This is a genomic window from Streptomyces sp. NPDC001381 (genome assembly GCF_042895685.1).
GTDB lineage: Bacteria > Actinomycetota > Actinomycetes > Streptomycetales > Streptomycetaceae > Streptomyces.
In genome coordinates this window covers 557,390-570,306 of record NZ_JBIAWO010000001.1, presented here as the reverse complement: position 1 = coordinate 570,306, position 12,917 = coordinate 557,390, and the positions used below count along the sequence as shown (strand labels likewise).

The window sequence follows — 12,917 nt, the reverse complement described above, 5'->3', positions numbered from 1 at the left end:
CACCACAGCCGGCCGCCGGGTCCCCCGGGAGTGACCCCACGGCCGCCCACCACCGGCCCGCCCACCGCCGGTCACGCCGGCATCCACCAGCGAGCGGTGTGCCGGCCCCGGTTTCCGCGGGCGAGTGCTGCCGGACCTGGCTTCCGTAGGCGAGTGCTGCCGGACCCGGCCTCCACCGGCGAGCGGGGTCCGGACGTCGCTTCCACCGGTGAGCGGTGCCGAACCCCACTTCCACCGGCGAGTGGTGTGCCGGACGTCGCTTCCGCCGGCGAGCGGTGTGCCGGACCCGGTTTCCGCGGGCGAGTGCTGCCGGACCTGGCTTCGTAGGCGAGTGGTGCCGGCCCCTGCTTCCACCGGCGAGCGGGGTCCGGACGTCGCTTCCGCCGGCAAGTGGTGTGCCGGACCCCGCTTCCACCGGCGACTGGTGCCGGACCCCGCTTCCGTCGGCGAGACCCCGCCTCCGCCGCCCGCCAGGGCTACGTCTTCGTCGGCAGCAGTGGCACGCCGGGCTCTCGCTCCGGCACCGCCCTCGGCAGGCTGTACGGCAGGGTCCCGTACCAGAGGCCGGCCACCGTGAAGCCGAAGGCGAGGCAGAGGACGCCGCCCACCGCGTCCAGCCAGAAGTGGTTGGCGGTGGCGACGATGACCACCAGGGTCACCACCGGGTAGAGCAGGCCCAGGATCCGCACCCAGGGAAGCCTGGCCAGCGCGAAGATCGTCAGGCCGCACCAGAGGGACCAGCCGATGTGCATGGACGGCATCGCGGCGTACTGGTTCGACATGTGCTTCAGATCGCCCGAGGCCATCGAGCCCCAGGTCTGGTGGACCATGACCGTGTCGACGAAGGCGCCGCCGCTCATCAGGCGCGGAGGCGCCAGGGGGTAGAAGTAGTAGCCGACGAGGGCCACGGCGGTGGTGGCGAAGAGGACCAGGCGCGTCGCGGCGTAGCGGCCGGGGTGGCTGCGGTAGAGCCAGACCAGGACGCCCAGGGTGACGACGAAGTGCAGCGTCGCGTAGTAGTAGTTCATGCCCACGATCAGCCACGTCACCGAGTTCACGGCGTGGTTGACCGACTCCTCGAAGGCGGCCCCGAGCCGCTGCTCCGCCTGCCAGATCCAGTCCGCGTTGCGCAGGGCCTCCGAGCGCTGCTCCGGGACGGCGTTGCGGATCAGCGAGTACGTCCAGTAGCTCACCGCGATGAGGAGGATCTCGAACCAGAGGCGGGGCCGGCGCGGGCTGCGCAGACGGCCGAGCCTGCGGCGGTCGGGCGAAGGGGCGGGAGCCGGGACCGGGGCGGGCGAGCCCCCGGCCGTGACGGGCTGCGGAACGGCCTGTTCACGGCCTTCCAGTGGCGTCACGGTCGAGTCACCCATGGACACAAAGTCTGCCAGAAAAGCCCTCTTCACCCGATCATCCCTCGGTCGGGTTCGGCCTGCACGTCCTACGGCGGAAAGACCCCCCGCCGTCCTCCCGGCGCAGTGGGGGAAATCCCCGCCTTCTCCACCCTACGGACGGTTTCGCTTCTCCGGCGCCGAAGCCGTCGAACCGCGCACCACCAGCTCCGGCATGAACACGAACTCGCTGTGCGGCGCGGGCGTCCCGCCGATCTCCTCCAGCAGCGTGCGGACCGCGGCCTGCCCCATCGCGGGCACGGGCTTGCGGATCGTGGTCAGCGGCGGGTCGGTGAACGCGATCAGGGGGGAGTCGTCGAAGCCGACCACGGAGATGTCCTGGGGGACCGCAAGGTCCAGCTGGCGGGCGGCCCGTATGGCGCCGAGCGCCATCATGTCGCTGGCGCAGACGATCGCCGTGCAGCCCCGGTCGATCAGCGCCGTGGTCGCGGCCTGACCGCCCTCCAGGGTGTAGAGGGAGTGCTGGACGAGATCGGCCTCGATGGACTGGGGGTCCAGCCCCAGCTGGTCCTGCATGGCGCGGACGAAGCCCTCGATCTTGCGCTGCACGGGCACGAACCGCTTGGGACCCAGGGCCAGCCCGATGCGGGTGTGGCCGAGGGAGACGAGGTGGGTGACCGCGAGGGTCATCGCCGCGCGGTCGTCCGGCGAGATGAAGGGGGCCTGGACCTTCGGCGAGAAGCCGTCGACCAGCACGAAGGGGACGCCCTGCGCGCGCAGCTGCTCGTAGCGCTGCATGTCGGCCGTGGTGTCCGCGTGCAGTCCGGAGACGTAGATGATGCCGGCGACCCCGCGGTCCACCAGCATCTCGGTCAGCTCGTCCTCCGTGGAGCCGCCCGGTGTCTGGGTGGCGAGCACGGGGGTGTAGCCCTGGCGGGTCAGCGCCTGGCCGATGACCTGGGCCAGGGCCGGGAATATCGGGTTCTCCAGCTCGGGCGTGATGAGGCCGACGAGGCCCGCGCTGCGCTGGCGCAGGCGGACCGGGCGTTCGTAGCCCAGGACGTCCAGCGCGGCGAGCACGGACTGGCGGGTGGTGGCGGCGACGCCAGGCTTGCCGTTGAGGACGCGGCTGACGGTCGCTTCGCTCACCCCCGCCTGCGCAGCGATGTCGGCAAGCCGTGTGGTCACAGACGTGGACTGTACCGGCCAGGTGTCGCCTTGCACACCAATCGGACGCCGTGGGCGACCGTTGGGCCGGCCGCGCCCGGGCTGCTGCGTCATCGCGCTCCCTCGTGATCCCTCATGAAAGTGATGGCAAGAGCTTGCAGAGTCTTGCACAGACCGCCTCAAGTGCTCGACGGGCGTAAACAAGCGTCTCACGGTGGTCGCTGTCGGGTCACGCCCGGATAACTTCGGAGACCTCTTGCACTTTTTTGCTGCAAGGACTTTCGCAACGCTTTCAACGCTGTTACGTTCGGCGTCGCCCGGCGGCGGCAACGGCGCAGTCGGCGAAGTCGGCAGGGACGGCGGACGGGACCGCTCCCTGTAGCTACACGGGCTTTCACCCTCAAGGAGAACTCATGCGGCGTGGCATAGCGGCCACCGCGCTGGTGGCGTCCCTCGCCCTCGCGGCGACGGCCTGCGGCGGAGACGACAGCGGCAGCGACAAGTCGGACGGCCCGGTGACCATCACCTGGTGGGACACCTCCAACGCCACCAATGAGGCACCGACGTACCAGGCCTTGGTCAAGCAGTTCGAGGCTGCCAACAAGAACATCAAGGTCAAGTACGTCAACGTGCCCTTCGACCAGGCGCAGAACAAGTTCGACACGGCTGCCGGTGCCTCCGGCGCCCCGGACGTGCTGCGCTCCGAGGTCGGCTGGACCCCGGCCTTCGCCAAGAAGGGCTACTTCCTGCCGCTGGACGGCACCGAGGCCCTCGGCGACCAGGCCAAGTTCAAGTCGAACCTGGTCGAGCAGGCCAAGTACGACGGCAAGACGTACGGCGTGCCGTTCGTCACCGACACCCTCGCGCTCGTCTACAACAAGGCGCTCTTCGAGAAGGCCGGCATCACCGAGGCTCCCAAGACCTGGGACGACCTGAAGAAGGCCGCCGCCACCGTCAAGGCCAAGACCGGCGTCGACGGCTACTGGGGCTCCACCCAGGCCTACTACGCCCAGACGTTCCTCTACGGCGAGGGCACCGACACCGTCGACGTCGACGCCAAGAAGATCACGGTGAACTCGGCCGCCGCGCAGAAGGCGTACGGCACCTGGCTGAGCATGTTCGACGGCAAGGGCCTGCACAAGGCCGACACCACCGCCGACGCCTACGCCCACATCCAGGACGCGTTCGTCAACGGCAAGGTCGCCGCGATCGTCCAGGGCCCCTGGGAGATCACGAACTTCTACAAGGGCAGCGCCTTCAAGGACAAGAACAACCTGGGCATCGCCACCGTCCCGGCCGGCTCCGCCGGCAAGGCGGGCGCCCCGACCGGCGGCCACAACCTCTCGGTCTACGCCGGCTCGGACAAGGCCCACCAGGCCGCTTCGCTGAAGTTCGTCAACTTCATGACGTCCGCCAAGTCCCAGGCGACCATCGCGCTGAAGAACTCCACCCTGCCGACGCGCGACGACGCCTACACCGACCAGGTCAAGGCCGACCCGGGCATCGCCGGCTACGGCGCCGTCCTGGCCGCCGCCCAGCCGCGCCCCGCGCTGCCGGAGTACAGCTCCCTGTGGGGGCCGCTCGACACCGAACTGCCCAAGATCGCGGGCGGTAAGGAGTCCCTCGACAAGGGCCTGAGCACCGCCGAGACCGCCATCGCCAAGCTGGTGCCGGACTTCAGCAAGTGAGCCCCGCGTGGCCGTCGGATCTCCCGCTGCATGGGGGGAGAGATCCGGCGGCCACCGGCCTGTGAGCCGTACACCCCCCTCGAAGATCCAGCGTGAAGATCCAGAAGGTGTCGAACCATGACAGTCGCCATCGACCGCGCGACCGGCAAGCGCCGCGGTGACCGTGAACCAGGGCCCGGCCTGGGCGGGCGCCTGAAGCGGGGCTACCAGAAGCACTGGTACGCCTACGCGATGATCGCCCCGGTGGCGGTCGTCCTCGGCGTCCTCGTGCTGTATCCCCTGGTGTACGGCCTCTACCTCACCCTCACCGACGCCAACAGCCTCAACACCGCGCGCACGATCGGCGTCAACCACATCGACGCCACCTACAAGTTCATCGGCCTGGACAACTACGCCGACATCCTCTGGGGCCCGACCGCCTACGACCGCTTCTGGTCGCACTTCATCTGGACGATCGTCTGGACGGTCGTCTGTGTCGCCCTGCACTACTCCATCGGCCTCGGCCTCGCGCTCCTGCTCAACCAGAAGCTGCGCGGCCGCACGATGTACCGGCTGATCCTGGTGCTGCCCTGGGCGGTGCCCACCTTCGTCACCGTCTTCGGCTGGCGCTTCATGCTCGCCGACGGCGGCATCATCAACTCCGCGCTCGACGTCCTCCATCTGCCGACACCGCTCTGGCTGGAGGACACCTTCTGGCAGCGGTTCGCCGCGATCATGGTCAACACCTGGTGCGGTGTGCCGTTCATGATGATCTCCCTGCTCGGCGGGCTGCAGTCCATCGACGCCTCCCTCTACGAGGCGGCCGAGATGGACGGCGCGACCGCCTGGCAGCGGTTCCGCTACGTCACCCTCCCGGGCCTGCGGACGGTCAGCTCCACCGTCATCCTGCTCGGCGTCATCTGGACCTTCAACCAGTTCGCCGTGATCTTCCTGCTGTTCGGCAACACCGCCCCCGACGCGCAGATCCTCGTCACCTGGGCGTACTACCTCGGCTTCGGACAGCAGCCGCGTGACTTCGCCCAGTCGGCCGCCTACGGCATCCTGCTGCTGGCCATCCTGATCGTCTTCACCTCCTTCTACCGCCGCTGGCTGAACCGCAACGAGCAGCAGCTCGCGATCTGAGGCAGGAGTTCTCCATGAGTACGACCACCGCGCAGACCTCCGCCCCGGTGAGCAAGGACGACCCCGTGAAGACACCGCGCCGGAGCCGCCGACGCGGCGAGACGAGCCTCGCCGGCTCCCTGGTCTCCCACGGCGTCCTGACCGTCGCGAGCCTGATCGCGCTCTTCCCGATCGTCTGGCTGCTCTATCTGTCCCTCGGCCCGGACAAGGACGACTACCTCCACCCGGGCGGCATCTGGGACAAGATGACGTTCGACAACTACACGTTCGTCGTCGAACACACCAAGTTCTTCGACTGGTTGAAGAGCTCGCTCATCGTCACGCTCGGCACCACGTTCATCGGCGTGCTGATCGCCGCCACCACCGGCTACGCGGTCTCCCGCATGCGCTTCCCCGGGTACAAGAAGTTCATGTGGGTGCTGCTGGTCACCCAGATGTTCCCGGTCGCCGTACTGATGGTGCCGATGTACCAGATCCTCTCGGACCTGAAGCTCATCGACAACTACTTCGGCCTCGTCCTCGTCTACTGCACCACGGTCATCCCGTACAGCGCCTGGCTGCTCAAGGGGTACTTCGACACCATCCCCTTCGAGATCGACGAGGCCGGACGCGTCGACGGGCTCACCCCCTTCGGCACCTTCTTCCGGCTCGTCCTCCCGCTCGCCAGGCCGGGCCTCGCGGTGGCCGCCTTCTACAACTTCCTCACCGCGTTCAGCGAGGTCGCCTTCGCCTCGACGTTCATGCTCAGCGACGACAAGTACACGCTCGCCGTCGGTCTGCAGTCGTTCGTCAGCGAGCACGACGCCCAGCGCAACCTCATGGCCGCGACCGCCGTGCTGATCGCGATACCCGCCGCCGCGTTCTTCTACCTCGTGCAGAAGAACCTGGTGACCGGACTCACCGCGGGTGGCACGAAGGGCTGACCCGCCCTCGCCGGTGACCCGGTGAAAAGACTCCCGCGCACCCGACCGCGCGGGTGGCGGCCGCGGTGTCCATCCGACCCCGCCGGCACCGCGGCCGCCTCATCACCACCCCACCACCCACACCCGCCGCAGGACCCCGACAACCATGAACACAACCCCGTTACGTACCAAGGACGCCATGAGCCAGCAGCACTCCGCAGCCCCGGCCCCTACCCCCACCTCCGCTACGGCCGTCGCCACCGTCGCCAAGCGCCGTGACTGGTGGCGGGACGCGGTGATCTACCAGGTGTACCCGCGCAGCTTCGCCGACAGCAACGGCGACGGCATGGGCGACCTGGAAGGCGTACGCTCCCGCCTCCCGTACCTGCGCGACCTCGGCGTGGACGCCGTGTGGCTCAGCCCCTTCTACGCCTCCCCCCAGGCCGACGCCGGCTACGACGTCGCCGACTACCGCGCCGTCGACCCCATGTTCGGCAACCTCCTGGACGCCGACGCGCTGATCCGCGACGCCCGTGAACTGGGCCTGCGGATCATCGTCGACCTCGTCCCCAACCACTCCTCGGACCAGCACGAGTGGTTCAAGCGGGCGGTGGCGGAGGGCCCCGGCTCACCGCTGCGGGACCGCTACCACTTCCGCCCGGGGAAGGGTGAGAACGGCGAACTCCCGCCCAACGACTGGGAGTCCATCTTCGGCGGCCCGGCGTGGACCCGGGTCGACGACGGGGAGTGGTACCTGCACCTCTTCGCGCCCGAGCAGCCGGACTTCAACTGGGAACACCCCGCGGTCGGCGACGAGTTCCGCTCGATCCTCCGGTTCTGGCTGGACATGGGCGTGGACGGCTTCCGCATCGACGTCGCCCACGGTCTGGTGAAGGCGGCCGGACTGCCCGACCTCGGCTCCCACGACCAGCTCAAACTGCTGGGCAACGATGTCATGCCGTTCTTCGACCAGGACGGCGTCCACGAGATCTACCGCCAGTGGCGCCTGATCCTGGACGAGTACTCGGGCGAGCGCATCTTCGTCGCGGAGGCCTGGACCCCCACGGTCGAGCGCACCGCGAACTACGTCCGCCCCGACGAACTCCACCAGGCCTTCAACTTCCAGTACCTGTCCACCGAATGGGACGCGGAGGAGCTGCGGACGGTCGTCGACCGCACGCTGGAGGCGATGCGCCCGGTGGGCGCCCCCGCCACCTGGGTGCTGTCCAACCACGACGTGACCCGCCACGCCACCCGCTTCGCCAACCCGCCCGGCCTGGGCACCCAGATCCGCTCGGCGGGCGACCGCGCACTGGGCCTTCGCCGGGCCCGCGCGGCGACCCTGCTGATGCTGGCCCTGCCCGGCTCGGCCTACGTCTACCAGGGTGAGGAACTCGGCCTCCCCGACGTCGTCGACCTCCCCGACGAGGTCCGCCAGGACCCCGCCTACTTCCGCGGCGCCGGCCAGGACGGCTTCCGCGACGGGTGCCGGGTGCCGATCCCGTGGACGCGGGAGGGCTCGTCGTACGGCTTCGGCACGGGCGGCAGCTGGCTGCCCCAGCCGGCCGAGTGGGCGGAGCTGAGCGTGGAGGCCCAGCAGGGCGTGGCCGGCTCCACCCTGGAGCTCTACCGCTCCGCCCTCCACCTGCGCCGCACCCACCCCGACCTGGGCGCCGGCGACGCGGTGGAGTGGCTGAAGGCCCCGGAGGGCGTCCTGGCCTTCCGCCGCGGCGAGTTCGTGTGCGTCACGAACACGACCGGCGAGTCGGTCCGGATCCCGTCGTACGGCCGTGTCCTGCTCGCCAGCGGCGAGGTGGCGGAGACGGACGGAGAGGCGAAACTCCCGGCCGACACGACGGTCTGGTGGACGACGGCCTGACCCCCGCACCGCACCACGGGCCCGCCACTCCTGGGGAGCGGCGGGCCTTCGTGCTGCCGCCGGCGAACCGTCGCGCCCGGTGACAGGGGAGGCACCCGCGCGAGCCGCTCCCGGCGGACTCCGGTGAGGATCACCGTGGCGCCCACGAGGGCCCGGTCGGGGCTCGAGCGCGCAGACCGGACGATCTCCGGCACCCGCCGGGCGTCCCTCCGGCGAGAGCGGTGCTGCACCGACGCCCGGCACGGGCCACCATGGAGGAAGGGGCGGCGGCCCGCTCGCCGGGCGGGCGGCTCCTCGGCCGGGGGAGGGCGTACCGGGAGGACGTGACCCCATGCCCGAGCTGCCGGACGTCGAGGGATTCCGCAGGGTGCTGGAGTCCTGCGCGCAGGGCAGGGTCGTACGGCGCGTCGACGTCATGGACACGGGAGTGCTGCACGGGGTGAGTGCGCGGCGGCTGCGCGACGCCCTGGAGGGCCGGCGCTTCACCCGGCCCGAGCGGCACGGGAAGTGGCTGCTCGCCCGCACCGGCGGCCCCACCCTCCTGCTGCACTTCGGCATGACCGGCCAACTGCTCTGCGCCCACCCGAACGACCCGGTCGAGGCACACGACCGCGTCCTGTTCACCGTGTCCCGCGACCGGCAGCTCCGCTACCGCGACCAGCGCAAGCTCCAGGGCCTGTGGCTGGCCCACGACGAGTCCGAGGTCACACGGGTACTGGGCCGCCTGGGCCCCGACGCGACGGCGGTCGGCCGGGAGGACTTCGAGGCCGCGCTCTCCTCCCGCCGCGGCAGCGTCAAGACCGTCCTCACCGACCAGACCGTCCTGGCCGGACTCGGCAATCTCCTCGCCGACGAGATCCTGTGGCGCGCGAGGCTGAGCCCCACCAGCCGGGCCGACGGTCTCGGCGAGGCCGAGCGGCGCAGCCTGTACGCGCACATGCGCCGCACCCTGCGCTCCGCGATCCCCGCCGGCCGCGTCCCGCCGCGGAACTCCTGGCTCACCGGCCACCGCGACGACCCCGACGCCGTCTGCCCGCGCTGCGGCAGCCCTCTGCGCCGGTCCCGCGTGGGCGGGCGCGGCACCGTGTGGTGCCCGCGCTGCCAGTAGCCCGTATCCGGGGTGTCACTCCGTGAGTTGTTGCAGATCCTTCACGCACACCCCTGCCCTTTCAGGCCAACGAACCCTTAACATCGCGCCACTGCAAGGTTTCTGAAAGATTTCCGCAAGAGCCTTCAATGGAGAAGGAACCCCCACATGGCAAGCAGCAGAACCCTTTCGGGCGCCGTCGCCCTGGCCGCCGGCCTGACCCTGCTCGGCCCCGCCGCCCACGCCACCCCGCCCGGCACCAAGGACGTCACGGCTGTCCTCTTCGAGTGGAACTTCGCCTCGGTGGCGAAGGAGTGCACCAGCACCCTCGGACCGGCCGGCTACGGATACGTCCAGGTCTCCCCGCCCGCCGAGCACATACAGGGTGCGCAGTGGTGGACGTCGTACCAGCCGGTGAGCTACAAGATCGCGGGTCGGCTCGGTGACCGGGCCGCCTTCCGGAACATGGTCGACACGTGCCACGCGGCCGGCGTGAAGGTCGTCGTCGACACCGTCGTCAACCACATGTCGGCCGGGAGCGGCACGGGCACGGGCGGATCGTCGTACACGAAGTACACCTACCCCGGGCTGTACTCCTCCTACGACTTCGACGACTGCACCTCCCAGGTCTCGAACTACTCCGACCGCTGGAACGTCCAGCACTGCGAACTGGTCGGTCTGGCCGACCTCGACACCGGTGAGGAGTACGTCCGCAAGGCCGTCGCCGGCTACATGAACGACCTGCTCACCCTCGGCGTCGACGGCTTCCGCATCGACGCGGCCAAGCACATCGACACCGCCGACCTCGCCAACATCAAGTCGCGGCTGACCAACCCGGGCGTGTACTGGAAGCAGGAGGTCATCTACGGCTCCGGCGAGGCCGTCCAGCCGACCGAGTACACGGGCAACGGGGATGTGCAGGAGTTCCGTTACGCCTACGACCTCAAGCGGGTCTTCAACAACGAGAACCTCGCCTACCTGAAGAACTACGGCGAGGGCTGGGGCTACTTGAACAGCTCCGTCGCGGGTGTCTTCGTCGACAACCACGACACCGAGCGCAACGGCTCCACCCTCAACTACAAGGACGGGGCGAACTACACGCTCGCCAACGTCTTCATGCTCGCCCACCCGTACGGCGCCCCGGACGTCAACTCCGGCTACGAGTGGTCCGACGTGGACGCGGGGCCGCCCAACGGCGGTGCGGTCAGCGCCTGTTGGCAGAACGGCTGGAAGTGCCAGCACGCCTGGCCGGAGATCCTCCGCATGGTCGCCTTCCGCAACGCGACGCGCGGCGAGGCCGTCGCCAACTGGTGGGACAACGGCGGCGACGCGATCGCCTTCGGCCGCGGCGCCAAGGGCTATGTCGCCATCAACCACGAGTCGGGCAGCCTGACGCGGACGTATCAGACCTCCCTGCCCGCGGGGACGTACTGCGACGTGCAGAGCAACACGCCGGTCACGGTGAACTCCAGCGGGCAGTTCAGCGCGACCCTCGGCGCCAACACCGCCCTCGCGATCTACGTGGGCAAGAGCGGCTGCTGATCCTCCGGGACCCGGTCGCCACGGCCGGTGCGACACACCGCCGTGGCGACCGGGCCCGCTCACCCGGACGGACCGGGACCGCCGAGGCGGCTCACTTCCAGGTGTCGCTCGTGGAGTACCCGGACGAACTGCCCGTCGTGTAGGAGCGGTTCGTCCCGGACTCCCAGGTGACGGTCCCGGCGGCGTCCTTCTTGACGAACTTGTACGTGAAGGCGGTGCTCTTCGGGACGATCACCGTCCTGCTCCAGGTCGGGTACGACGCCGACGACAGCGGGACCGGGTCGCCCGTGTTCCAGGAGCCGAGGGAGGGGAGGGAGCCGACGACGTAGACGTTGGTGCCCCAGTCCGTCGTCGCGTTGACGTTGAAGGTGACGTCGGTGGCGCTCGCGTCGGCCACGTTCCAGGAGTTGTTCAGGGTGAGCGCCGAGGTCGTCGTCGTGGCGGACCGGTTGGCGTTCGACTCCCAGGTGACGGTGCCGGAGGCGTCCTTCTTGATGAACTTGTACGTGAACGACGTGTTGATGGGCACGCTCACCTCCCCCGACCAGACCGGGTAGCCGGAGGACGACAGCGGCACGGCCTTGGAGGTGTCCCAGCCGCCGAGGGCCGCGATCGAGCCGACGACGTAGACGTTCGTTCCGCTCGTCGTCGGCGCGTACTCGTTGAAGGTCGCGCTCACCGTGGACGTCGCGTCGTCGTCATCGTCCTCGCAGGTCGTGCACGGCGTGAAGGCGCCGTCGTAGAAGGCGACCGCGCTCTTCGCCGGGAGGGTGAGCGTGGCGCTGCCGCCGGACACCGTCACCGTGCTCGCACCGCCGTCGATCACGTTCTTGTAGGTGCCGTCGGCCATGCCCGTGGTGAAGGTGTGGGTGGCCGCGGACGAGCCGTTGTTGAGGGCGAAGAAGCCGGTACCGGAGCGGCCGAAGCCGATCACGCCGGACGACTTGGTCTGCCAGTGGGACACGGCGGCCGTGCCGACGGCGTTGTGCCAGGCCACCATGCCGACGACGCCGGTGTCCCGGTCGAGGCAGTACCAGCCTTGGGAGCAGTCGGTGTCGGTCACGAAGCCCGACGAGTTCGGCGGGGCCTGGTCGCTCTGCGTCCACTCCCAGCCGGCGTACACGGTGGGCGTGGACCACTTGTAGGCGAGCTGGAAGAGGTTGGCGAGCCGGTAGGTGTCGCCGTCCTTGTAGCTCAGGTGCAGGCCGTTGCGCTCGGTGTCGTGGTTGGTCACGAAGGACACCGAGTCGGCGGCCGGGAGGATGCCGGAGGACGACAGTGACTCCAGGTCGCCGACATTGCCCTGGAAGGCCGACTTCAGCTTGCTCGCATAGGTGAAGTCCAGGACGTCACCGGAGGCGTAGAAGTCCGCCGGCTGCGGGGTCGAACCCGGGTACACCTCCTGGAAGACGTACGGCGTGGCCCCCGAGGTCGTGGTGGTCAGCCTGGCCTCGACGGCCGCGAGGTCGGCCTCGGGGATGTGCTTGGCCGCGTCGATGCGGAAGCCGTCCACGCCGAGGGCGAGCTGCTTGTTGAGGAAGGCCGCGATGCCGGAGCGGACGCTGTCGTTCTCGGTCTCCAGATCGGGCAGGCCGAGCAGTTCGCAGTTCTGGACCTCGGACAGGCTGGACCAGTCGTCGATGATCAGGTCGGAGTCGTTGCAGTCGTCGGACTGGTGGTAGTCGCCCGGGTCCCAGTCAGGGGTGTCGTACTTGCTGGTGAGCGTCGTGCCGTTGTAGCCGGTGCCGGTCTGGGCGGCGGTGTGGTTGATCACCGCGTCCGTGTAGACCTTGACGCCCGCCGCGTGGCAGGCGGTCACCATCGAGGCGAACTTCGCCGCCGTGCCGAAGCGGCTGTTCAGGTCGTAGGAGTACGGCTGGTAGGCGTCCCACCAGTAGGACGAGGACTGCTTGAGGGACTCGGCGGGCGGGGCGACCTGGACCGCGCCGTATCCGGCCGGGCCCAGCACCTCGGTGCACTCGGTGGCGACGGAGTCCCAGTTCCATTCCCACAGGTTGGCGATGACGTCGCCTTCGGTGGTGGTGTCCGCGTGGGCCGCGCCGGCCGGCAGTGCGACGGCGCCGGTCAGCGCGAGTGCGGCGGCGGCCACGGCTGTGGTGGCGCGCCGTAGGACACCCGGGGGGTGGTGTCTGGTGGTCATGTGCGGCTCCGGAAGGG

9 protein-coding genes are annotated in these 12,917 nt (G+C 69.6%); 6 read left to right on the top strand and 3 right to left on the bottom strand.

Annotation, left to right across the window (positions count from 1 at the left end; genetic code table 11):
- Positions 1-476: 476 nt before the first annotated feature.
- Entirely contained in the window at positions 477-1,373 is an 897-nt protein-coding gene (locus tag ACFY2L_RS02560) for a phosphatase PAP2 family protein (RefSeq protein ID WP_390821291.1), read from the bottom strand.
- Between the two features lie 132 nt (positions 1,374-1,505).
- On the bottom strand, positions 1,506-2,540 hold the full coding sequence (locus tag ACFY2L_RS02555; RefSeq protein ID WP_390655703.1) for a LacI family DNA-binding transcriptional regulator: 1,035 nt from the start codon (positions 2,538-2,540) through the stop codon (positions 1,506-1,508).
- A 392-nt stretch (positions 2,541-2,932) separates the two neighbouring features.
- Between ACFY2L_RS02555 and ACFY2L_RS02550 the strand changes: the two genes are divergently transcribed.
- The 6 genes from ACFY2L_RS02550 (at position 2,933) to ACFY2L_RS02525 (ending at position 10,739) form a co-directional block, all read left to right on the top strand.
- Positions 2,933-4,207 carry an extracellular solute-binding protein gene (locus ACFY2L_RS02550; protein WP_390821290.1) on the top strand — a complete coding sequence of 425 codons (1,275 nt, stop codon included), beginning with the start codon at positions 2,933-2,935 and terminating at the stop codon, positions 4,205-4,207.
- A 117-nt stretch (positions 4,208-4,324) separates the two neighbouring features.
- Positions 4,325-5,329, top strand: a complete 1,005-nt coding sequence (locus ACFY2L_RS02545; protein ID WP_390655705.1) for a carbohydrate ABC transporter permease — start codon at positions 4,325-4,327, stop codon at positions 5,327-5,329.
- 14 nt (positions 5,330-5,343) lie between these two features.
- Positions 5,344-6,252, top strand: coding sequence for a sugar ABC transporter permease (locus ACFY2L_RS02540; protein WP_390655706.1), 909 nt, complete (start codon positions 5,344-5,346; stop codon positions 6,250-6,252).
- Positions 6,253-6,430: 178 nt separating this feature from the next.
- Positions 6,431-8,110 carry a glycoside hydrolase family 13 protein gene (locus ACFY2L_RS02535; RefSeq protein ID WP_390655707.1) on the top strand — a complete coding sequence of 560 codons (1,680 nt, stop codon included), beginning with the start codon at positions 6,431-6,433 and terminating at the stop codon, positions 8,108-8,110.
- A gap of 331 nt (positions 8,111-8,441) precedes the next feature.
- Entirely contained in the window at positions 8,442-9,218 is a 777-nt protein-coding gene (locus ACFY2L_RS02530) for an Fpg/Nei family DNA glycosylase (RefSeq protein ID WP_390821289.1), read from the top strand.
- A 147-nt stretch (positions 9,219-9,365) separates the two neighbouring features.
- Entirely contained in the window at positions 9,366-10,739 is a 1,374-nt protein-coding gene (locus ACFY2L_RS02525) for an alpha-amylase family protein (RefSeq protein ID WP_390655709.1), read from the top strand.
- Between the two features lie 91 nt (positions 10,740-10,830).
- Here the strand turns inward: ACFY2L_RS02525 and ACFY2L_RS02520 are convergent, their stop codons facing one another.
- Positions 10,831-12,900 carry a carbohydrate-binding module family 20 domain-containing protein gene (locus ACFY2L_RS02520; RefSeq protein WP_390821288.1) on the bottom strand — a complete coding sequence of 690 codons (2,070 nt, stop codon included), beginning with the start codon at positions 12,898-12,900 and terminating at the stop codon, positions 10,831-10,833.
- Between the last annotated feature and the right edge of the window lie 17 nt (positions 12,901-12,917).